General features: G+C 67.0%; 24 protein-coding genes and 2 tRNA genes. 13 read left to right on the forward strand and 13 right to left on the reverse strand.

Features of this window, described 5'->3' with window-relative positions:
* Positions 1-369 precede the first annotated feature (369 nt).
* The 3 genes from ACFLIM_RS40500 to ACFLIM_RS40510 all read right to left on the reverse strand — a co-directional run bounded on the left by ACFLIM_RS40500 (position 370) and on the right by ACFLIM_RS40510 (position 1,629).
* Positions 370-675 (reverse strand): hypothetical protein, encoded by a 306-nt coding sequence (locus tag ACFLIM_RS40500; RefSeq protein WP_393174311.1) that lies wholly within the window; start codon positions 673-675, stop codon positions 370-372.
* A gap of 48 nt (positions 676-723) precedes the next feature.
* Positions 724-960 (reverse strand): hypothetical protein, encoded by a 237-nt coding sequence (locus ACFLIM_RS40505; protein ID WP_393174313.1) that lies wholly within the window; start codon positions 958-960, stop codon positions 724-726.
* A gap of 183 nt (positions 961-1,143) precedes the next feature.
* On the reverse strand, positions 1,144-1,629 hold the full coding sequence (locus tag ACFLIM_RS40510; protein WP_393174315.1) for an ATP-binding protein: 486 nt from the start codon (positions 1,627-1,629) through the stop codon (positions 1,144-1,146).
* Positions 1,630-1,875: 246 nt separating this feature from the next.
* Here ACFLIM_RS40510 and ACFLIM_RS40515 point away from each other — a divergent pair, with 246 nt between their 5' ends.
* Both ACFLIM_RS40515 and ACFLIM_RS40520 read left to right on the forward strand, forming a co-directional pair.
* Positions 1,876-2,706 carry a helix-turn-helix domain-containing protein gene (locus tag ACFLIM_RS40515; RefSeq protein ID WP_393174317.1) on the forward strand — a complete coding sequence of 277 codons (831 nt, stop codon included), beginning with the start codon at positions 1,876-1,878 and terminating at the stop codon, positions 2,704-2,706.
* On the forward strand, positions 2,694-2,909 hold the full coding sequence (locus ACFLIM_RS40520; RefSeq protein ID WP_393174319.1) for a DUF397 domain-containing protein: 216 nt from the start codon (positions 2,694-2,696) through the stop codon (positions 2,907-2,909). Before ACFLIM_RS40515 ends, ACFLIM_RS40520 begins: the two co-directional genes overlap by 13 nt.
* A 385-nt stretch (positions 2,910-3,294) precedes the next feature.
* Here ACFLIM_RS40520 and ACFLIM_RS40525 read toward each other — a convergent pair whose 3' ends face one another.
* The 4 genes from ACFLIM_RS40525 to ACFLIM_RS40540 form a co-directional block, all read right to left on the reverse strand.
* Complete coding sequence (locus ACFLIM_RS40525) at positions 3,295-3,543, reverse strand: hypothetical protein (RefSeq protein WP_393174321.1); 249 nt, start codon at positions 3,541-3,543, stop codon at positions 3,295-3,297.
* Entirely contained in the window at positions 3,543-4,400 is an 858-nt protein-coding gene (locus tag ACFLIM_RS40530; RefSeq protein ID WP_393174323.1) for a hypothetical protein, read from the reverse strand. Before ACFLIM_RS40530 ends, ACFLIM_RS40525 begins: the two co-directional genes overlap by 1 nt.
* 181 nt (positions 4,401-4,581) lie before the next feature.
* Positions 4,582-5,496, reverse strand: a complete 915-nt coding sequence (locus ACFLIM_RS40535; protein ID WP_393174325.1) for an alcohol dehydrogenase catalytic domain-containing protein — start codon at positions 5,494-5,496, stop codon at positions 4,582-4,584.
* 48 nt (positions 5,497-5,544) lie between these two features.
* Positions 5,545-6,414 carry an NmrA/HSCARG family protein gene (locus ACFLIM_RS40540; protein WP_393174327.1) on the reverse strand — a complete coding sequence of 290 codons (870 nt, stop codon included), beginning with the start codon at positions 6,412-6,414 and terminating at the stop codon, positions 5,545-5,547.
* A 101-nt stretch (positions 6,415-6,515) separates the two neighbouring features.
* On the opposite strand from ACFLIM_RS40540, the gene ACFLIM_RS40545 reads away from it, so the two are divergent.
* On the forward strand, positions 6,516-7,085 hold the full coding sequence (locus ACFLIM_RS40545; protein WP_393174329.1) for a TetR/AcrR family transcriptional regulator: 570 nt from the start codon (positions 6,516-6,518) through the stop codon (positions 7,083-7,085).
* A 57-nt stretch (positions 7,086-7,142) separates the two neighbouring features.
* Here the strand turns inward: ACFLIM_RS40545 and ACFLIM_RS40550 are convergent, their stop codons facing one another.
* Positions 7,143-7,661, reverse strand: coding sequence for a MarR family winged helix-turn-helix transcriptional regulator (locus tag ACFLIM_RS40550; protein ID WP_393174331.1), 519 nt, complete (start codon positions 7,659-7,661; stop codon positions 7,143-7,145).
* Positions 7,662-7,730: 69 nt separating this feature from the next.
* On the opposite strand from ACFLIM_RS40550, the gene ACFLIM_RS40555 reads away from it, so the two are divergent.
* From ACFLIM_RS40555 to ACFLIM_RS40580, 6 genes are all read left to right on the forward strand, one after another.
* On the forward strand, positions 7,731-8,297 hold the full coding sequence (locus ACFLIM_RS40555; RefSeq protein ID WP_393174333.1) for an NADPH-dependent FMN reductase: 567 nt from the start codon (positions 7,731-7,733) through the stop codon (positions 8,295-8,297).
* Between the two features lie 37 nt (positions 8,298-8,334).
* Positions 8,335-8,769: a nitroreductase family deazaflavin-dependent oxidoreductase gene (locus ACFLIM_RS40560; protein ID WP_393174335.1), complete on the forward strand. Its 435-nt coding sequence runs from the start codon at positions 8,335-8,337 to the stop codon at positions 8,767-8,769.
* A gap of 467 nt (positions 8,770-9,236) precedes the next feature.
* Entirely contained in the window at positions 9,237-10,013 is a 777-nt protein-coding gene (locus ACFLIM_RS40565; RefSeq protein WP_393174337.1) for an SDR family oxidoreductase, read from the forward strand.
* A gap of 45 nt (positions 10,014-10,058) precedes the next feature.
* On the forward strand, positions 10,059-10,832 hold the full coding sequence (locus ACFLIM_RS40570; RefSeq protein WP_393174339.1) for an SDR family NAD(P)-dependent oxidoreductase: 774 nt from the start codon (positions 10,059-10,061) through the stop codon (positions 10,830-10,832).
* Positions 10,833-10,881: 49 nt separating this feature from the next.
* On the forward strand, positions 10,882-11,889 hold the full coding sequence (locus ACFLIM_RS40575; protein WP_393174341.1) for an aldo/keto reductase: 1,008 nt from the start codon (positions 10,882-10,884) through the stop codon (positions 11,887-11,889).
* 99 nt (positions 11,890-11,988) lie between these two features.
* Complete coding sequence (locus ACFLIM_RS40580; RefSeq protein ID WP_393174343.1) at positions 11,989-12,408, forward strand: SRPBCC family protein; 420 nt, start codon at positions 11,989-11,991, stop codon at positions 12,406-12,408.
* Positions 12,409-12,508: 100 nt separating this feature from the next.
* Here ACFLIM_RS40580 and ACFLIM_RS40585 read toward each other — a convergent pair whose 3' ends face one another.
* The gene (locus tag ACFLIM_RS40585) at positions 12,509-13,690 is read right to left on the reverse strand and encodes an NAD-dependent formate dehydrogenase (RefSeq protein WP_393174345.1); all 1,182 of its coding nucleotides are present in this window, start codon (positions 13,688-13,690) and stop codon (positions 12,509-12,511) included.
* A gap of 237 nt (positions 13,691-13,927) precedes the next feature.
* Between ACFLIM_RS40585 and ACFLIM_RS40590 the strand changes: the two genes are divergently transcribed.
* Positions 13,928-15,007, forward strand: a complete 1,080-nt coding sequence (locus ACFLIM_RS40590) for an SDR family oxidoreductase (RefSeq protein ID WP_393174499.1) — start codon at positions 13,928-13,930, stop codon at positions 15,005-15,007.
* A gap of 1,067 nt (positions 15,008-16,074) precedes the next feature.
* Here ACFLIM_RS40590 and ACFLIM_RS40595 read toward each other — a convergent pair.
* Both ACFLIM_RS40595 and ACFLIM_RS40600 read right to left on the reverse strand, forming a co-directional pair.
* Positions 16,075-16,150 (reverse strand) — tRNA-Lys (locus ACFLIM_RS40595).
* A gap of 49 nt (positions 16,151-16,199) precedes the next feature.
* Positions 16,200-17,354, reverse strand: a complete 1,155-nt coding sequence (locus ACFLIM_RS40600) for an acyl-CoA dehydrogenase family protein (RefSeq protein ID WP_393174347.1) — start codon at positions 17,352-17,354, stop codon at positions 16,200-16,202.
* Positions 17,355-17,446: 92 nt separating this feature from the next.
* Between ACFLIM_RS40600 and ACFLIM_RS40605 the strand changes: the two genes are divergently transcribed.
* Positions 17,447-17,725 carry a PspC domain-containing protein gene (locus ACFLIM_RS40605; RefSeq protein WP_393174349.1) on the forward strand — a complete coding sequence of 93 codons (279 nt, stop codon included), beginning with the start codon at positions 17,447-17,449 and terminating at the stop codon, positions 17,723-17,725.
* Here ACFLIM_RS40605 and ACFLIM_RS40610 read toward each other — a convergent pair whose 3' ends face one another.
* On the reverse strand, positions 17,726-18,991 hold the full coding sequence (locus ACFLIM_RS40610) for an MFS transporter (protein WP_393174351.1): 1,266 nt from the start codon (positions 18,989-18,991) through the stop codon (positions 17,726-17,728).
* Between the two features lie 110 nt (positions 18,992-19,101).
* Entirely contained in the window at positions 19,102-19,452 is a 351-nt protein-coding gene (locus tag ACFLIM_RS40615) for a metallopeptidase family protein (RefSeq protein ID WP_393174353.1), read from the reverse strand.
* Positions 19,453-19,545: 93 nt separating this feature from the next.
* On the opposite strand from ACFLIM_RS40615, the gene ACFLIM_RS40620 reads away from it, so the two are divergent.
* The gene (locus ACFLIM_RS40620; protein ID WP_393174355.1) at positions 19,546-21,045 is read left to right on the forward strand and encodes a metallophosphoesterase family protein; all 1,500 of its coding nucleotides are present in this window, start codon (positions 19,546-19,548) and stop codon (positions 21,043-21,045) included.
* Positions 21,046-21,118, forward strand: a tRNA-Glu gene (locus tag ACFLIM_RS40625).
* Positions 21,119-21,208: the final 90 nt, after the last annotated feature.

Here is a 21,208-nt window from a genome sequence, read left to right on the forward strand (position 1 = left end):
TCTTCATGACGGTCGGCTCCCTTCTGTGTGTGGCTCCGGCCCCCGCTGTCTCTAGCGTGAGCCGATCCACGGAAGCTATGAAGCGACTACGGACAGAACCGGAGCCGGCCGTTTCATGCTGACTTGACTATTGCTCCTGACCGCGTTATCGCTCCGCGTTTGCCCGAGAAATCATCGTGACGGCTACCCACATGGGTCCGATCCTTCAGGCGATAAACCGGGATGACAGGAGCCATGCAACCGAGCGCGGCGGCGCGGTGCGCTCGGAGGGCGCGGCCCGGCCGTTGACCCGCCATTACCGGGGCACCGGGTAGTGGGCATCGGAACAGGCGGCGGGATGGGCATCGGCCGTGTCACGCTGAGCGGGGGCTACGCGGCGCTCGGAGATACTGTGGCCAGGACGTGGCAGATGCGCTCGGCCGCGGTGGCGAGGTGGGCGACCTCGGTGATCGGTGCGGACCACGACCACCAGAACAGCCATCGGTCTTCCCTCGGTGCGGCGGAGATGATCTCCGACAGGGTGGTGGCTTCGGGGTTGATCACGCGTAGGCGTGGTAGCCGGTCATCCTGGGTGAGCAGGCGAGCGTGCAGGCCGAGGTCCTGCAGCAGCTCTTGGAGGTCGGTCAGGTGGGTGGCGGCCCGGTCGGCCATAGCGGGGGTGATGGGTTCGGGCATGGTTGACTCCGACAGTGGATGGGATGGGTACAGGGGTGGGCCTGCTGTTCACGGGGTGGGTGGGGAGGGCGATTGTGGTTGTTCGGGGTGGGGCTGGTTGCGGTTGGCGGTTCGCCGTGCGAGGTAGACCGACCGCAGGGTGGCCACGAGGCAGGCGATCAGCAGGCCCACGACCAGGGCCTGAGTGATCGGCTTGGTCACGCTGGCTGGGGCCAGCAGGGCGAAGGTGACGTAGCCGGCGGTCAACAGCAGAGCCAGCACGCTGATCATCTTCGAACGTGACATGATGAAGGACTCCATTCACGGGGGGAGCATCGAGGGCGGCTGCTTGTGCTACCTGGGGATCAGGGGCCGAACAGTAAGCGGCGTGAGCGGCCCGGCGCCGGACTCGCAGCGGTGTCAGAGCACGGCGGCCACGCACGCACGGGGCAGGCGGGGGAACTGCAATGAGCACCCCGATGCAGCCGGTTAGGCGGGAGCGCGGAAGATCTCTGCGAGCTGCTCGGGGGTAGGGCTGAGGTCGAGGTAGCACCACACGACACGGTGCCCATTCACAGGCAGTTGGTAGCTTCCCCACCGCCCGCGCGACAGACGATCCACGATCGCCAGCCCGCGTCCTCGCTCGGCGTACAGGTTCGGTGCCTGCATCGGGATGCACGAGGGTGATGAGCAGGGGGATCCTGGATCGGTCACGACCAGCCGGAGGAAATCCGGTCCCTGAGACAGGGTGAGCTCGAACTCGTCGGGGTCGCCGCCGGGGCTGACGTCGGCTGCATGCCTGACGGCGTTGGTGACCAGCTCGGATACCACCAAGATCAAGATATCCCGGGCGGGGTGCGCGGCACCTGCCCAGGCGGTCACTGCCTTCCGCGCCAGATACGGGGCCCGAGCATCGCGCGCCAGTTGGATAACGCCGAGTTGCTGACGTTCGGTCAGTACGGGTTTATGGATCACCGTCGCCTCGCTACTTCTCGATCATCGGCCGCGTCCTTGATGTGAAGAATGTGAGCACCTGGTGCACGCCCGTTCGCTTTTTTCGTGCGGCGACCAGTGCTGCTTCGAGGCGGCCTGAAGAGACCATCCCAGAAATCCCCTGCCCATAGGGGTAATGGGAAAGCACTTCCCAGGCACGAACCAGGTGTGCTAATACACATGCCGCGTGCATTTCTTGTGTGTCATCGGGAAGGGAGGCTTTCTGCCTTGCCAAAAGCTGAGTCGGAAGGTGCTTTGAAAGCTCCGAGGGCGGAATTCGGCATCCATCTCCGCGAATACCGTAAAGCTGCTAGAAAGCGGCAAAAGGAACTCGCCGCGATGCTCGGCTGGTCGGTATCGAAGATCAGCATGGTCGAACGGGGAGAACGCCCGGCCGATGAAGACTTCGCCCGCGCCGCCGACGCCGCACTGGACGCGGACGGTGGGCTGCTTGCGCGCTGGCGCGAGACCATCGAATATTCCTCGCGCTGGCCGGTCTGGCTTGCTCGGCTGGCGGAGATCGAACAACAGGCAGACACGCTCCGTCTATGGCAGCCACTGATCGTGCCTGGCATGCTGCAGACTCCGGAGTACGCGCGAGCCATCTTCCGCGGCAAGCCCGCCACCGTCCCCGAAGAGGTCGAGCAGAATGTTGCGGCACGCATGGAGCGCCAGCGCGTTCTGCACCGGGACAACGGGCCTACGGTATGGGTAATACTGGACGAAGTGGTTCTTGGCCGGCCTATCGGTAGCGAGGCGGTGATGGCTGAGCAGATGGCGCACCTGGCCGCACTGGATGAGCATCCTCGCATCAACGTTCGTGTGCTCCCACGCAACTCCTGGCTGACCACCGGTCTGCAAGGAGCGTTCGTTCTCGCCAGCGGGCCGGAGATGCCGGATATGGCCTACCTGGAGTCGATCACACTCAGCCAGGTCACCGCCGACAGCGGACGGGTCCGAGAAGTCAAGTCGAGATACGAGACGTTGCACAACGAGGCCCTGCCCCGGTGGGCCTCACTCCAGTTGATTGGGGAGATGGCAGAGAAATGGACGAACTGACCGCAAAGCTGCTCGAAACCGCCGCGTGGCGCAAGGCAACCCGCTCCGGCGAGGCTGGCGACTGCATCGAAGTGGCCCCCTTGAGCGACGGTCGCGTGGGCCTGCGCGACTCCGAGAACCCCGAACAACTCCCATATGTCTTCTCGTCATCGGTCTGGGCGGCCTTCGTCGACGGCACGAAAAAAGGCGAGTTTGATTTCTGACCTCCACCGCTGTTGAACCAGAAAGGGGATCGCCGGCATCGGCTGGCGATCCCTATCCACGTGAGTGCGGGCGGAAATGCAGGAGGTCGAGCGAATGTACGGCGTCGCCGCTGGCACCGGCGCCACATGGCACGGGTGCAGCGCGGCCTGACCCAGGAGCAGACCACGGAGGAGCCTGGCAGCCCGTATGACTTGTCGTGGTCATGGCCGTAATCGATGATCCTGATCTTGCTTTGGTGCGGAGCATGCGCCCTCGCCTACCCGAAGGCGGCACGGCGGGGGTTGCGTCTTCGAACACCGGCAGCCTCACGGTCAAACTCTGCTGCCACCATGTTCGGATCGCCGCACGAAGAGCAACCGATAGCAGGCAGCCCTCACGAATTGATCAGGAACGATCCGTGGGGGCAATGGATGGGTCCAGTGGCGAGTCCTCCACGTAGGGGTGTACCCGCCGCTGCTGGTTGAGGGGAACAAACCAGGAGGCGAACCCCATGGGCGCGATGCGTAGAAACGCCGCCTCGGGCAGCTCGTCGATTCCGTCCAACTCGGGGTTGTAGAGCATCTCATGGTCGACGTCGTCGAAGGCGGCGTCAGTGAAATGCGCGTAGATGGACTCGGCCTCGTTCTGGTCCATCAGTTCGAACAGTTCGAGAACGGCTTGGCTTCCTCGACGAGCAGGCGCAGGGCGAGCTGTTCGGCGACGCAGGCCGGACCTCGCCAGTTCTCGTCGGTCAGGCGGGCGGTGATGCTGATGGTGGCGACGGCGAACTTGCGGGCGAACCGGGCGTCGTAGCGCAGCGCGTACTGCGGCGGCAGACCGTGCAGGGCCATCAGCCCGGGGTCATCGGCCGCGGTGGTGTCCTCGGATGCGAGTGTCTCGGCGTCTTCCATGACGTGGTCGATGAGGACGCTCGTGGCGGCCATCAGCGCGCCGGCGGCCAGCGTGGCACTTTCCTCCGAAGCCTGGCTGTGCGCCGGCTCGCCGGGACGGTAGCCGAAGTGCTCGAGGTCGAAGGCCTTCAACCCGCGCGCTGCGGCGCTGAGCGAGGCTCGCATCTGGGCCAGTCGCTCCTCACTGAACCGGGGCGCCGACAGCACAACCTGATCTGAGGATTTGCCCTCGGCCGGCTCGGCATGGGCGGCGTCCAGCCCGGCCTGAAAGGCCTCCTGGCTCAGCTCCACCGCACACCGCAGCACCCGCCAGCCCGCGAGTGGCTCGCTGCGTTCCACGACGGACTCGATCAGATGCCGGACGCCGTCCTCGGCGGACGCCAATGCCGAGGCTTCCACCACCACCGACAGCAGCGCGCCCCGCGAATGGGTGGCCATCCGGAAGCCGACCAGTTCAACGTCGGCCCTCTCCGGCCGGGAGAGGCGGTCCACGCCGTCCAGGCCCTCCGCCAGCAGCGCATCCACACCATGACACTGCAGCGCATCCAACTCCGGCGCATCTGCGGCGGGCGCGACTTCGACCTGTACGGCGTACTCCACGTACCCCACTGTCCCAAATGGGCCATGGGGAGGAGTACACCTACACGCTGCCAGCATTGATCCCGGCCAGGCTGTTCAAGACGCCGTCAGGCACTGGTGAGTGCGGCGGGCCGCTGCTCCTGATGGTGCTGTTCTCCGTGGTCTTGGCCTCAGGTCGGGTACTTCTCTGACGCCTCGATGATTAGGGAGTCAGCACCCACCGGCCGCGATGTCCACCGGTCCGGAAAGTGCGGTATGCGTGTATGGCCTTGTCCAGGGGCAGTGTGCCTGCCCGGCGTGGTTCCAGGATTCTCTGCGCGGTCAGCTCGAGCATTTCCCGTAGGAGGATGCCGTCGGGTGCCACCACTGCCGCGGTGACGGTGATGCCGCGTACGGCAGTGGGTTCGAGGCCGGGAAAGACTCCGACGTAGGTTCCGTGGTCGCGGACCGGTCGCAGGGCCGCCTCGTTCAGCAGGGCAGTGTCGAGTACGGCGTCGAAGCCCGAGGCCTGATCGAGAGCCGTGAGTACCTGCGTGGCACCGGCTCTGGCCAGGAAGCCGTGATCCGTGGTGCGGGCGAGGCCGGTGACCGTCCAGCCGGCGTGGGCGGCGAGCGCCACCGCGTAGCCGCCGACTCCGCCGGCGGCGCCGGTGACCAGCAGGCGCCGGTCCCGGGCGGGGCCGAGCAGGGCGAGGAGTTGTCCGGCGGTCAGCGAGTTCAGCGGAACGGTGGCGGCGTCCAGCAGGTTGACCTCGTCCGGGACCGGTGCCGCGTCCGAGGCCGGCACGATCACGTATTCGGCTGCTGTCCCCGCTGCGGCATGCGGGGCGTGGGGGAAGTGGAGTGCTGCTGCCCGGTCGCCGATGGCGAAGTCCCGGACGTCGGGCCCCAGCATGTCGACGACGCCCGCGACGTCCAGCCCCAGGCCGAGACGCCGTGTGGGGTTCCCTTGGACGAAATTCCTGCCTGGGCCGTCGATGATGTGGAGGTCGGCCGGGTTGATTGCCGCGCCGGCCATCTTGATGCGTATCTGCCCCGCTACGGGTCGCGGATCAGGCAGGTCCACCAGCTCGACCTCGTCGTCTATGCCTGGGAGAGTGGTGACGATCGCGCGCATGTCTGTGGCCGTTCTCGTGTGGTGTGCGGTCTGTGTCGGTCCGGCTCGTCAGTGGGCACGGGTTGGGTCGAGGTGCTGGTCCAGCAGCGCTTTGCCGGTTCTCGATAGCCAGGTGTCGAAGTCCAGCAGCCCTGGGTGGAGTTCCCGCAGCGCGGGAATGTCGGCCTGCCACCCGCAGAACGATGACGTCGTCGCTCCGGGCCAGTGTCCGGCGGCAGCCGGGATGGCCACGTCGTGTCCGTTCGCCCGGCCGATCGCGGCCACGATCTGGTCCCGCGTCAGCTCGTCACCGGCCAGTTCGATCGTTCGGCCGAGGAGACGATCCGGGGCGGCCAAGGCCAGCGCGGCGAGCGCGCCGATGTCGTCGAGTGCGATGAGCTGGACGGTTACGTCGGCCGGGATCGTCCGGATGATTGGGGCCGTGCCGCGGACGCCATGGGTGGGGTCGGCGAAGTTCTCCATGAACATGACCGGGCGCAGCACCGTGGCCGGGACGCCGAGCGCTCGGATGTGCTGCTCGATCTGCCACTTGATCTCCCAGTGCGGAATGCCGGTGCCGCGGTCGGCACTGCCCACGGACGCGTAGACCAGGTGCCGGACGCCCGCGGCGTGTGCGGCGTCGGCCACGTTGAGCCCGCGCTGCAGCTCGTTCTCGGCGAAGTCTGGTGCGATGAGGGCGGGCTGGACGCTGAACACCCCGTGCGCGCCGCGGACGGCGGCGTCGAGGCCGCTGCGGTCGTCCATGTCGCCCGCCACCAGCTCGGCGCCGGCGTGGGCGAGGCGCGTGGCCGCCGGGCTGCGCGGGTCCCGGACCAGCGCCCGTACGTGCCAGCCGTCGGCGAGCAGGTGCCGGGCGGTGGCGCCGCCCTGTTGCCCAGTCGCCCCCGTGACGAGGATCGTCCGGTCTGCCGAGGCCATGTGTCCTCCCTAGGTACGCTTGCCACAGTGGCGGAGCGCTGCTCCGCCTGTCCGGAACGCTACGGAGCAGCGCTCCGGTTTGTCAATCGCAAGGAGGTCACGTGGCGGACGCACCTCGCGCCCACGCGCAACGCAACCGCGAACTGCTTCTGACCGCGGCCCGGGACGCGTTCGCCGTCCATGGAACCGACGCGTCCCTGCGCGACGTCGCCAGGCGTGCGGGGGTCGGGATCGGGACGCTCTATCGGCACTTCCCCACCCGGGAGGCGCTCCTCGAAGCGCTCCTCGACAGCAACTTCGACACGTTGCGCCAGAGGGCCGAGGATCTGCTCGACTCGCCGGCACGCCCACCACACGACGCGTTGCTGGCCTGGCTCGGCGAGCTGGCGGCGGGCGCGCGCACGTACCAGGGACTGCCGCAGTCGATCATGGCGGCGCTGGCCAATGAGGGTTCGGAATTGCACGCTTCCTGCGCTGCCATGCAGGCATCCGGCGCGCGGTTGCTGCATCGCGCGCAGGAGGCGGGGCAGGTCCGCGCCGACGTCACGGTGTACGAGGTGATCGCGCTGGCGCTCGGCCTGGCCTGGGCGGCGCAGCAGCCAGGTGGGCCGGCAGACCTGATGGGGCGCCTGCTCTCCACGGCGATGTACGGGCTGGCGGCGCCTGGATGACCGGGCCCCGCCCGGGCCGGCGCCGCCCGGGCCGGCGCCGTCCGGGCCAGGGCGCTTCTACGCCATCGGCTTGACCTTGGCACCGCCCTGTGGAGGGGGGCAGGGGGCGTCCATGGCGGTGAGGATGGCCTGTGAGATCGTGCCGAGCTGCTGGAGTTGTTCCTCGCTGATCACGTCCAGGACGAGGCGGCGGACGGTTTCGACGTGACCCGGTGCCGTGGCGGCTAGTTTGTCGTAGCCGGCGTCGGTGAGCGTCGCGACAGTGATCCGGCCGTTCTCCGGGGAGCGGCATCGTCGCACCCAGCCGCGCTTCTCCAGTGTGGAGACCGCGTGGGACAGGCGCGAGAGCGAGCCGTTGGCCAGGACCGCGAGGTCGCTCATCGGCCGGGTGCGCTCGGGGGCGTCGGACAGGCCGGCCAGCACCAGGTAGCTGAAGAGGCTGAGTCCGTCGTCGCGCAGTTGGGCGTCGAGTGCGCTGAGCAGGGCGAGCAGCATGCCGTTGAACGGCATCCACGACTCCAGCTCGTGAGGGGTGAGCCAGCGGATGGCGTCTGTCGGTTGGGCTTCGTGGCTCATGGCTTCAATTTGACTTGAGGTTTCAAGTCGGCGCAAGATGGCTTGAAACTTCAAGTGAGGAGATCTTTCATGTCACTCAAGATCGGCATTCTGTTGGGCAGTACCCGTCCGGGCCGCAACGGCGAGCCTGTGGCCAAGTGGGTCTACGAACTGGCGGCGCAGCGAACCGGCGCCGAGTTCGAGCTCGTCGACATCGCCGAGTTCAACCTGCCGCATCTGGACGAGGCCATGCCGCCGTCGATGGGCCAGTACGCGTTGCCGCACACCAAGGCCTGGGCGCAGAAGATCGCCTCGTTCGACGGCTTCATCTTCGTCACCCCGGAGTACAACCACTCCACCTCCGGCGCGCTGAAGAACGCCATCGACTTCCTGTACGGCGAGTGGAACAACAAGGCCGCCGGCTTCGTCAGCTACGGCAGCGTCGGCGGCACCCGGGCGGTCGAACACCTTCGCCTGATCATGTCCGAGCTACAGGTGGCCACGGTACGCGCCCAGGTCGCCCTCTCCCTGTTCACCGACTTCGAGAACTTCTCGGCGTTCCGTCCTGGCGAACACCAACGCCAGGCCCTCGACGCCGTACTCGACCAGGTCATCAGCTGGAGCGGCGCCCTTCGCTCGGTACGCGCGGCCGGCTGACAGCAGACCGAGAACCACGCTCAAGAAAGGAACCGGCATGTCCCTCCAGGGCGAGTACCAACCCAGTGCCATGGAAATGGCGCGGGAGCAGGTGGCACTGTTCGAGAGCTCTAACGGGACCGAAGGCAACCTCATGCGGGGGCGTCCGGTCATCGTGCTCACCATGCGAGGCAACAAGTCCGGAACTATCCGTAAGACCCCGCTGATGCGCGTCGAGCACGAAGGCCAGTACGCCGTCGTGGCGTCATTGGGCGGAGCCCCGAAGCACCCCGAATGGTATTGGAACCTTAAGGCACACCCCGAGGTGCAGCTCCAGGACGGCCCGGTACGCCGGGACTACGTCGCGCGCGAACTCGCGGGCGCCGAGCGGGAGGAGTGGTGGGAGCGGGCCGTCGCGGCCTGGCCCGACTACGCGGAATACCAGACCAAGACCGAACGCCAAATACCAGTCTTCGTGCTGGAACCTGTATAGCGCTGACCATCGCGGCCGGCTTGGAGCGGCCTGAGGATGCACTTGAGTAGTGAGCGGGCCGGACCGCCGGATGACAGCGGCAGTCCGGGCCGTTCCGGGTCTTTCTCGTGATTGTCATCCTCCGCACCAAGGGGTTGATGAGCATGAGAGCCGTCGGTCGCGCACGGACAGCTACGCCCAGGAAGACGAGCTCTGGCCGGGCCGCCGAGCGGTATGTTCTCGTGGCGTCTACCGCTCGCACACGATCATCAGGCACGCCCTCGGTAACGCCATGAACTTGGGACCATGTCGGCGGTAGGGGTAGCCCGCTTGGAGATTGCTGATCCTGCGGCTCGGCACACACCAGCCACGGTAGTCCGGCGTAGTTCCGGGGCGACCGGCCTCAATGTTGGGCAAGTGTTCCGCAAAAGCCTGAATTGTGGATCTCCGCCTGGATATGGGGTCTAGGGGGAAGGAGCGGATTCGTCATGGCCGCTCAGAGTTATGCCAGGCCTTTGGATGGGCGGGTGGCCGTCGTCACGGGGGCGTCCAGCGGTATCGGTGAGGCTGCTGCCGAGCATCTGGCGTGGCTGGGTGCCAAGGTCGCGGTGGTGGCACGGCGCGAGGGGCGCCTGGAGGACTTGGTCGCCCGGATCGAGAAGAACGGCGGCAGCGCGATGGAGATTGCCGCCGACGTAACGGACGCGGCCCGGGTGCAGGCCGCCGCCGATGCGGTGGATGAAGAGCTGGGTGCTGCGGACCTGTTGTTCAACAACGCGGGCGTCATGCTGCCGGCACCGATCGAGGAGCGGCGTACCGATCAGTGGCAACACCAGATCGACCTGAACATTACCGGGTTGATGAACACCATCGGCGCCTTCGTCTCGCAGCTCATCCGGGCTGCGGGAGCGCGGGGGGTGGCTGATCTGATCAACACGGCCTCGATCGCGGCACACAACATCTTCCCGAACTTCGCCGTCTACTCCGGTACCAAGGCGTTCGTCGCGCAAATGTCCCGGGACCTGCGGGTCGAGCTGGGGCCCAAGCGCGTACGGGTCGCCGCGATCTCACCAGGGACGGTGGGCACCGAGTTGCAAAGCCATGTCACCGACGCGGGGGCGCGGGAATGGCTGGATGCCTCCAAACAGACGATGGAGTGGCTGACTCCGCAGGACATCGCCCAGGTCGTCGGCTTCATCGCGGCCTTGCCACCGCGGGCGAATCTGCAGGAGGTCATCGTCATGCCGACTGGGCAGCCCACCTGACGGCGCTCGCCGGCGTGCGCCGCCACCGAACAGCGGGAGAGCGCGATGAAGATCGATCTGAGTGGGCGTACGGCGCTGATCACCGGGTCCACCTCGGGGATCGGTGAGGCCACCGCGCAGGCGCTGGCGGGCGCGGGCGCCGATGTTGTGATCAACGGTCGGGAACCCGACAGTGTGGCGCAGACCGCGAAACGCCTCGGGGTGGGAGGGATCGCGGCCGATGTCGGCACCGCCGAAGGGGTGGCCGCGCTGATTGAGCAGCTTGCCGATGTCGACATCCTGGTCAACAACGTGGGGATCTTCGTCACTCGGCCGGTGTTCGAGATCAGCGACGAGGAGTGGATGCGGATCTACGAGGTGAACGTGATGTCCGGGGTACGGCTGGCGCGGCACTACACCCCGCGAATGGCCGACCGCCGATGGGGCCGCGTGATCTTCGTGAGCAGCGAGGCAGGGGTGCAGACACCGGCCGACATGGTCCACTACGGGATGACCAAGACGGCCCAGCTGGCGTTGTCGCGGGGGATGGCCCACCAGGTCGCCGGTACCGGGGTCACGGTGAACAGTGTGCTGCCCGGGCCGACCATCAGTGACGGCGTACGAAGGATGTGGGCGGAGCTGTATCCCGGCCTGGAGCCTGCCGAACAGGAGCGCCGGTTCGTGGCCGAGGGGCGCGCGGCCGGTTCCCTGCTGGGCCGGTTGATCCGGCCTGAGGAGGTGGCCAGCCTGATCGCCTATGTGGCGTCCGAGCGTTCCTCGGCCACGACGGGTGCGGCACTCCGCGTGGACGGCGGCCTGATCCCGACCATCATTCCCTGACGTTTTCGTCGCCGCGACAGCACGTCACGCGCAGAAAGGGGTCTCTGTCGTGAGTATCGAGTTCCTACCGGGCCGTTTGGGCTTCGGCAGCGCGCCGCTGGGCAACATGTACCGGGCCGTTCCCGAGGAGGAGGCCATCGCCACCGTGCGGGCCGCCTGGGAGCACGGCATCCGTTACTTCGACACCGCCCCCTTCTACGGGGCGGGTCTGGCCGAGATGCGGCTGGGTCACGTGCTGGCCGCCCATCCGCGCGATGAGTTCGTCTTGAGCACCAAGGTCGGGCGGATCATCCTGGACGAGATAGAGGACCCCGCGACCCGTGATCTGGGCGAGAAGGGCGGTCTGTTCGAGCACGGACGCCCGAACAAGATCGTCTACGACTACAGCGCGGACGGCGTCCTGCGGTCGATCGAGGACAGCCTCAAACGCCTGGGCACCGATCGCATCGACATCGCCTGGGTGCACGACGTGTCCCAGGACTTCCACGGCGACCACTGGCTGGCCGTCTACGACCAGGCCCGCACCGGCGCCTTCCGCGCCCTGCAGAGGCTGCGGGAGGAGGGCGTGATCAAGGGCTGGGGCCTGGGCGTCAACCGGGTCGAGCCGCCGGAGCTCACCCTGGGGCTGGACGAGCCGCGGCCGGACGCGTTCCTGCTGGCGGGCCGCTACACCCTGCTCGACCACCGGCGTGCCCTGCAACGGTTGATGCCCGAAGCCGCCGAGCAGCACGTCGACATCGTGATCGGCGGCCCCTACAACTCGGGCGTCACCGCCGGCGGCGACCACTTCGAGTACCAGCCGGCGCCCGGCGAGGTCGTCGCCAAGGTGGACCGCATCAAGGCCGTCTGCGCACGGTACGACGTCAGCGTCAAGGCCGCCGCGCTGCAGTTCTCCCTGGCTCACCCCGCGGCCCGCGCGGCCATTCCCGGCTCCACCAAGCCCGCCCACGTGGCCGAGGACGTCGCCGCGATCAGCGAGCAGATCCCGGCAGAGTTCTGGACGGCCCTGCGCCAGGAGCGCCTGATCGCGCCCGATGCCCCGGTGCCCACCACCTGACCACACGCACGACCGCACCCGTTCCGAGCGGGCTCACGAGATGCTTCGGTGCCCGTCTCCCGACTGCAAACATCCGCATCCGGCTTGTGGGGGGTTGCCATGGCCACCACCAGCGCATCCATCGACCTGCCCGTCCCGGCCGAGCAAGTGTGGCGGCTGATCGGCGGCTTCGGCTCGCTGCCCGACTGGCTGCCGTACATCCCGGCAAGCGACCTGGCCGAGGGCGGCCGCGTACGCAGACTCACCAGCAAGGGGGGAGATGTCATCGTCGAGCGCCTGGAGACGTTCGACGAGCGGGCGCGCACATACACTTACTCCTTCGTCCAGTCACCCTTTCCGGTGACCGGCTACCGGTCGACTCTCGCGGTACGCGAGGCACCCGGGCACCCGGGGTGCCGGGTGGAGTGGTCGGGCAGCTTCACGCCCGTGGGCGCCACCACCGATGACGAGGCGATCGCCCTGTTCCACGGCATCTACGCCGACGGCCTGGCCGCCCTGCAGCAGGCACTCGGCACCTGAGCAACCGCCTGAGCAACCGATGGAGTCCGGAAACGGCACGGCAGGGCCGTGCCGAGATGTCCGCTTCGATGTCACCATGATTGTCCCTCCGGACGAGGGCTCAGGCGGTGTGGCCGGGCGGTGCGTGTTGAGTGGTGTAGGACTGAGCTCCGACGCCGGCCAGGGCGCCGCCGCGCACGATCAGGTACTCCTCACGAATCGGCGCGCCGTCCAGCCACGCCTCGAGGATCTCCCGGGTGCCGGCGGCGTAGCGGGCCTGGGCCGACAACGAGGAGCCGGACATGTGCGGAGTCATGCCGTGGTGCGGCATCGTGCGCCAGGGATGGTCGGCGGGTGGAGGCTGGGGGAACCAGACGTCGCCAGCGTATCCGGCCAGCCGGCCGCGTTGCAGCGCGCGGACCACCGCGTCGCGGTCGCAGATCTCGGCCCGAGCACAGTTGATCAGGTAGGTGCCGCGTTTCATCCTCCCGATGAGCCCGTCGTCGAACATGCCCTCGGTCTGCGGATGCAACGGCGCGTTGATGGTCACCACGTCACAGTGGGGAACCATGTCGGCCGGGGTGGGATGGAAGGTCAAGTCGAGTTCCTGCTCGATCCGCTGCGGCAGCCGGTGCCGGGCGGTGTAGTGCAGGTGCATGTCGAACGGCTTGAGGCGGCGCAGGACGGCCTGGCCGATGCGGCCCGCGCCGACGGTTCCGACGTGCATGCCCTCCACGTCGTAGGAGCGGGCCACGCAGTCGGCGATGTTCCAGCCGCCGTCCAGGACCCACTGGTGGGCGGGCAGGTAGTTGCGCACCATCGCCAGGATCATCATGACCTCGTGCTCGGCCACGCTGATGCTGTTGGAGTAGGTGACCTCGGCCACGGTGAGGCCGCCGGCGATCGCGGCGTCGAGGTCGACGTGGTCGGAGCCGATCCCCGCGGTGATCGCCAGTTTCAGCCGGGGTGCCTTGGCGATGCGCTCGGCGGTCAGGTATGCCGGCCAGAACGGCTGGGAGATCACCACGTCGGCGTCGGGCAGTTCACGCTCGAACACCGAGTCCTCACCGTCCTTGTCGGAGGTGACGACCAGTGTGTGCCCCCGCTCCTCGAGGAACCGTCGCAGGCCCAGCCCGCCGGAGACACTGCCCAGCAGGTGCCCGGGGGTGAAATCGACAGCCTCAGGTGTCGGCAGGGTCTGCCCGCCGGGATAGCCCTCGATGACGGGAAGATCGTCCCTGGCATAGGAGGTGGGGTATCCGTCCACCGGATCGTCGTACAGGACGCACAGAACCTTCGCCATGATCTTGGCCCCTCTCCAGCGGATGGCCCCGCCGCCTACATTCCTTGGCGGTTCCCTTCCCACGTCCGTACCGACCCATCTCAACAGCACGCAAAGGCGGCAGTACGGGGTTGCCGCAGCCCGGTTCTCGGCTGCGCGTCGCCGGGCGCTGCGGGCTCGCCAAGACAAGGCCAACAATCCGTCGCGTACGGACCGGCGGTTTTGCGGCCCGTGCGTGCGCGGGGAGTATCCGTGACCATGAGGAATACCAGCGGCAACAGATGCGCCCTCGTGGTGGGCGGGACCGGGATCGCCGGCCGTGCCCTGTGCCGGGAACTGACCGAGCAGGGCTGGCAGGTGGCCAGCCTGTCACGAAGCGCCCCACGGTTGCCGCAGGCCGGTGTGCGGTCCGTGCAGGCCGACCTGACGGACGCGCAGTCGGTACGGACCGCGCTGGCAGGCCTGGAGCCCACGCTGGTGTTCCTCACGGTGTGGAGCCGCCGACCCACGGAGGAGGAGAACATCGCGGTCAACTCCGCCATGGTGCGCCACGCCCTGGATGCGACCGGCCGCTCGGCTCGCCATGTCGCGCTGCTGACCGGCCTGAAACACTATCTGGGCCCGTTCGAGGCCTACGGCACCGGCCAGACCCGCGACACCCCCTTCCACGAGGACGAGCCACGTCTGCCGATCCGCAACTTCTACTACGCCCAGGAAGACGAGCTGTGGCGGGCCGCCGAACGGTTCGACTTCACCTGGAGCGTCCACCGCTCGCACACGATCATCGGCTACGCCGTCGGCAATGCCATGAACATGGCCACCACGCTGGCAGTGCAGGCGGCCCTGTGCCGCGCCGAGGGCAAGCCGTTCGTCTTTCCCGGCAACGACGTGCAATGGAACGGCATCACGGACATGACCGACGCGCGACTGTTGGCGCGCCAGATGATCTGGGCGGCCACCACCGAGGGGCTGCCGAGCCAGGCCTACAACACCGCGAACGGGGACGTCTTTCGCTGGCGCTGGATGTGGCCGCGGATCGCGCGGTTGTTGCACGTCGAGCCGGAAGGCTACGCCGAGCGGCCGCGACCGCTGGAAGATCAGATGGCGGGCAAGGAGCCGGCCTGGCGCGCCCTCGCCCAACGGGAGCGCCTAGCTGAGCCGGACCTGGCTCGGGTGGCCACCTGGTGGTTCGCCGACAGCGACCTCAGCCGGCCAATTGAGTGCTTCACCGACCTGACGCGCAGCCGGACTGCCGGCTTCACCGACTACGCCCACACCCTCACCTCGTTCGCCGCCCTGTTCGACACCCTGCGCAAGGACCGCATCATCCCCAAATGATCACTGCTGCTCGCCAACCTCAGCTGAAGCGCGTGCGTCGGGGGCACCTGTGCAGCAGCAGGTGCAGCCCGGCGAAGGGCGGTTCCACATCCGGCCGATCATCACCAGCCTGAGTCAGCTGCTCGATGACGACCTCAAGCGCGCCTTTCCTGCTGGCGGGTGCATCTACGCGCTCCGCTTGGACTGTTCGGCTTTCGACGGCGATGTGGCGGTTGCTGAAGAAGGGGAGGATCTGCGCTCAGCCACTAGTACGAGATCAGGGAGCGCAGGGCTCCGGCGGCAAGGAGAGACCGGCCTCGCTCAGCCGTACAGATCATGGCACGCGGCGTTGCGCCTAGCTTCGATGCCTTCAGACACCGGGGATAGGGGTTCCCGGAGCAGCATTCAGATCGACGGTGGGCACACACATGTGAAGACACGCACCCAGGGCCGGCGAGAGGAACTCCTTAGGGATCATGGATTGCCGCACACCGAAGAGACGGGGGTGTGACGGTTTGTGGAAAGTGGACCCCTCTGGCCAGTGTTGCGTGGCGGTAGCCGGGGTGATGACCAAGCTCGGGCCGGGCGCGATCTTGCCGGAAGGTGGTTTGATCAATACTTGGCCAGGCGAGCAACGCAACCAGGGGCGGGATGCCCGCCGAGCCTTCTCGCTTGGTGTTCTCTGGGTCGTCTCACGGGTCTGACGTGGCCGATGCGCTCAGCCCAAGCCTGGAAGGCTCGGCCTTGCGAAGGCAAACAACGCAATCATGGACGCCCTCCCGCTCCGCGGGGAGCTCGATACGTCAGCCACCGTGAAATGGCGGTATCTGCACGACGAGCGGCTTGATCAATGCTTGGCGCGGTGTCAGGTGAAACCTGAACCGGGGTGCCCGTCGGGTCTTCCGGCTTGGTATTCGATTGGTCTTCGCGCGGGTCTGGCTTGAGAAACGCCCCAGATCGGGGTCCGCAACGCCCAGCCATGTGCCGGAACCGTGCCGAAGAGCAACCAGCGAGCAACCAACGGCGTGTCTCCGCCTTGCCGGAGGCCCCTGAAAATCGAGAAATCGCAGGTCGGATGGGGTACAGAGTGGTAGGGCGCCCGGGGCTCGAACCCGGAACCTACGGATTAAAAGTCCGCAGCTCTGCCAATTGAGCTAACGCCCCTCGCAACAGCAAGGGTACAGAGATTACCGCCCTGCCCGCGACGCCTCCATCACCGGTAAGCACCCAGGCCGGTCAGTGCCTCCCCAAGCACCAGCGTATGGATCTCCTGCGTCCCCTCGTACGTCAGCACGCTCTCAAGGTTGTTCATATGCCTGATCACAGGGTACTCCAGCGTGATCCCGTTCCCGCCCAATATGGTGCGAGCCTGGCGGGCGATGTCCAGTGCCGCTCGTACGTTGGCCAGCTTGCCGAAGCTGATCTGCCGGGGCTCCAGCTGTCCCGCGTCCTTCAGTTCGCCCAGGTGCAAGGCGGTAAGCCCCGCCTGGGCGGTCCCGACGTACATCCAGGCGAGCTTTTCCTGTGTCAGCTGGAACGCCCCGATCGGTTTGTCGAACTGCACGCGCGTCTTCGCGTACGACACGGCCGCCTCCAGGCAGGCTCGTGCGGCGCCCACCACGCCCCAGATGATGCCGAAGCGGGCTTCCGAGAGGCAGGAAAGGGGGCCTCGGAGGCCGGTGACGCCCGGAAGGACGGCTGAGGCGGGCAGGCGGAGGTCGTCGAAGTAGAGGGATGAGGTGACGGAGGCTCTCAGGGACAGTTTCTTGTGGATCTCAGGGGCGGAGAAGCCGGGAGTGGAGGTGGGTACGACGAAGCCGCGGATCCCTTCGTCGGTCTGGGCCCAGACCACGGCCACGTCGGCGATCGAGCCGTTGGTGATCCACATCTTGGAGCCGTTCAGGATCCAGTCGGATCCATCTTTCTTGGCATAAGTCCGCATATTTCCGGGATCGGATCCAAAATCCGGTTCCGTCAACCCGAAGCAGCCAATCGCCGAGCCCGCCGCCATCCGGGGCAGCCACTCCTCTTTCTGCTCATCAGAGCCATATCGCCAGATGGGGAACATGGCCAACGAACCCTGCACAGAAACAAAGGATCGAAGTCCGGAATCGCCCGCTTCCAATTCCCGGCACGCCACCCCGTACGACACCGCGTCAGTCCCCGCGCAGTCGTACCCCTGCAAATGCATTCCCAGCAGCCCCAGCGAGCCGAGCGCGGGCGCGAGCTCGCGCGCCGGGAAACGGGCCTCTTCGAACCAATCGCCCACGTAGGGGAGGATGCGGTCGGAAACGAAGGACTTGACCGTGTCGCGGATCAGCCGCTGGTCGGCGGTGAGCCGGTCGTCCAGGCGTAGCAGGTCGTCCATCGTGGGGTCCTCTCGGCTAGTAAGGGACTACCAGGGTTCTACCAGGGGGAATCCTGATGTGCGAATACCCGCCCCAAGGGCACTCTTGAGACATGAGCGAATACAACGTCAAGAAACTTCGTCGGACTCACAAGGGCAGGATCGTCGCGGGCGTCGCCTCCGGCATCGGCGAGTACGTCGGGATCGACGCCAACCTGGTGCGGATCGCGCTGGCGATCGCGACGCTGTTCGGGGGGCTGGGCGTCGGCGTGTACGTGATCGGCTGGCTCCTCATGCCCGAAGAGGACACCGACACCTCGATCGTCCAGGACCTGGTCAGCAAGCAGCAGAACCGTACGGACTGGAGCGGCGAGCAGAAGCCGCACCAGTGATCAGGCGGTGGCGGGCACCCGACGCCGAGACTCGGTCCAGATCAGCGCGAGCACGGCCGCGCTGATCATCCCCATGACCCCGGCCAGCGCCACCACCGGCTCCGGGCCGAGTCTCTCCGCCGCGAACCCGCCCGCCAAGATCCCGATCCCCTGTACGGCCATCAGCCCCGACTGTACGAGGCCGAACGCCTGGGCACGTTGTTCGGCCGGTACAGACTGGACAAAGGCGGCGTTGGCCGCGAGCTGGTACGCCCCGCCGATCCCCGACAGGAACCACGCCGCCAGCACCACGGCCAGCGGCGGCCGCATCGCGGTCACGACCAGGGGCGCGCAGCTCAGCATGGCCATCCACCCCATGAGCCGCAACCGCCGCGGCGGCGTCACGAACCTGCTGTAAAGGAACGCCCCCACCACCGTCCCAGTCGGCATCGCCGCCATCAGCAACCCGGTGATCACGGGAACCGGCAGCGTACCCGTGTGGAGCGTGGTCGCGTACGGCACGGCGATGCCCTCAGGCAGGATGTAGAAGCCGCACAACCACGCGAACAGGACAAGCGTCCGCAGTTTTCGAGACCCGAACACGAGCCGGGCTCCGGCCCGGGTCATCGTCCACATGGACGGTTTCGAGCCGTCGCCGTTCGCGGCGGGGCGGCGCCGTACCGCAGAAATCAGGATCAACGCGGATCCAAGGAACGTCGCGGCGTCCAGCGCGAGCGCCCGGTAGGGGCCGATGGCCGCGATCATCGCTCCGCCGGCCGCGAAACCGAGCATCTGTACGGCCTGGTTCGTCATGTTCTGCAATGCCGAGCCCATGACGTACAGGTCGCCTTCGAGCACTTCCGGCAGCAGCGCCGCGCGGGCGGCCGAGAACGGCGCGCTGAGCAGCACCACGAGGAACACCAGCGAGCAAAGCGCCCAGAACGGCAGCCCCGGCAGCGCCATCCCGCTCACCAGCGCGGCGCGGATCAGGTCGCAGGTCAGCATGACGCCCCTGCGCGCGAACCGGTCCGCCAGCCCCGCCAGCAGCGGCCCACCGACGATCGACGGGAGATATGTCAGGGCGTAGACGGCCGCGGTGGCCAGCGGCGAACGCGTGCGGTCGTAGACGAGCACGGCGAGCGCCACCTGCGCGAGCTGGTCACCGAGGAGCGAAAGCCCCTGGGCGTACCAGAGCGCCCTGAACTCCCTGATGGCGATGACTTCGCGATATGTGGCTTGTGGTGCTTCGGCACGGCGATGCCGTCCCGGCGGCCGTCCCGCCCGCATGGCCCCCATTGGACTCCGCTGTGCCTGACTTACGGTGCTCGGTATGTCACCTAAGGTGCCCGACCACGATAGCAATCCGCAACCCAAAGCAGTTAACCAAAAGCAAAGGGTTACCAGCCCAGTTCGTGGAGCCTCGCGTCGTCGATCCCGAAGTGGTGCCCGACCTCATGGACGACCGTGATGCGCACCTCGTCGACCACGTCGTCTTCCGTATCGCAAATTTGGCATATCGGATTGCGGTAGATCTCGATGCGGTCGGGCAGGACTGCTGAGTACCAGTCGCCGCGTTCCGTGAGGGGGACACCGGTGTACAGGCCGAGCAGGTGGGGCTCCGGCGGATCATCGACGACCGTGACGACGATGTTACTCATGGCACGCGTGAGCTCGGTGGGGATCGTGTCCAATGCCTCGGCCACGAGTTCCTCGAACTTCTCCCGCGAAACCTCGATCACCCTTGCCATTCTGCCCCGTCGGTCAGGTAAGCAAGAAACTGTATGAAGTTCGTCCATAGGTCAAAGGCAGTCATCCGGTCGCGGACGGCGAGGATTCTGGCAGTGCTCCTCGTCGCCGCAGTCGGCGCCTGGCTGGGCATCTTCCTCAGCGGCACCGTACGCGCCCAGATCGGCCCGGTGGAGACTGGTATGTCCCTCCGCCCGGCCTGGAACGGCGAGACGGTCGTGGACGCCAGCCCGCTCGGCACGCTCACGTTCCGCACGCACGACGCCCCGCTCAGGCTCCGCATCACCCTCGAGAACATCGACCAGGACCGTGCCAAAGCGCTCATAGAGGACCCGCGACTGGCCGACCGCCTGCCGGGGCTCATCGAGAGCGACCTGCTCGACGGCGTGCGCGCCCTGGTCCTCCGCTCGCTCCTGTGCGCGGGCGCGGGGGCGCTGATCGCGGTCCTGATGGTGTTCAGGCGGCCGCGGGTCGCTTTGCTGGGCCTCCTGGCGGCCTCCGTGGCCCTCGCCGGCACCGGCGCCCTCGCCGCCGCCACCTTCCGGCCGGGCTCGCTCGTCGAGCCTCGCTACTCGGGCCTGGTCGCCGCCGCGCCGTCCCTGGTCGGCAGCGCGGAGTCGATAGTGACGCGCTTCGAGTCATACCGCTCGCAACTCACCAAACTAGTTACAAACGTCTCAAAGCTCTACGACACCGTCTCAACCCTGCCTTTGTACGACGCCGACCCCAAATCCATCCGAGTCCTCCACGTCTCCGATATCCATATCAATCCCATCGCTTGGAACGTCATCCGCTCCCTCAAGGACCAGTTCGCCGTGGACATGATCGTCGACACGGGCGACATTTCCGACCATGGCACTAAGGCGGAGAACAAGTTCGTGGACGAAATCGGCCGCCTCGACGTCCCGTACGTCTACGTCCGTGGCAACCACGACTCCATGACCACCCAGAAAGCGGTCGAAAGACAGAAGAACGCCATAGTCCTGGACGGAAAGACCCGATCCGTGGCAGGCCTGACCATTTTCGGCCTGGGCGATCCCCGCTTCACTCCGGACAAATCCGTAGCAGTGGACTCAGATCCCACCGTTCTTGGACAATTCGCCCGTTCCCATCTCGCGCAGGTCAACAAGCCGGACGTGATCGCCGTACACGACCCGGACGTCGGCAGGGGCTTCAGCGGCGCGACCCCGATGATCCTGGCCGGTCACACCCACGAGCGCAAGACGACCATGCTCCCCTCGGGCACTCGCATGCTGGTCCAGGGCTCGACGGGAGGCGCCGGCCTGCGGGCCCTCGAACACGCCCAGCCCACTCCCGTACAGGCCTCGGTCCTGTACTTCGACAAGGAGACCAAACGCCTGCGAGCCTGGGACGACATCACCCTGGGCGGGCTGGGGGAGCAGTCGGTGTACATCCAGCGTCACGTGGAGCCCGACCCGCAACGTATGATTTCCCCAGAGCCAACGAACGCCCCGTCGCCAACGGGATCGGTCACTGGCACGCGGACGCCGACCGCCGGTTCGCCACTTTGGCATCAGAGGCAATCGTCCCCTATGCTTCAGAGGTCTCCGACGGAAGGCGACAGGGAATCCTGAGCCCCCATCGTCTAGCGGCCTAGGACACCGCCCTTTCAAGGCGGCGGCACGGGTTCGAATCCCGTTGGGGGCACTGCGAGCGTCTGGGCGTACCGCAAAATGGCTGGTCGAAGACCACCGAAGAGCTGGTAAGCTAGGCGAGCGCAAACAGCAAGAAACGCAA

This window comes from Nonomuraea marmarensis (assembly GCF_043197025.1).
In the GTDB taxonomy this organism is placed as follows: domain Bacteria; phylum Actinomycetota; class Actinomycetes; order Streptosporangiales; family Streptosporangiaceae; genus Nonomuraea; species Nonomuraea marmarensis.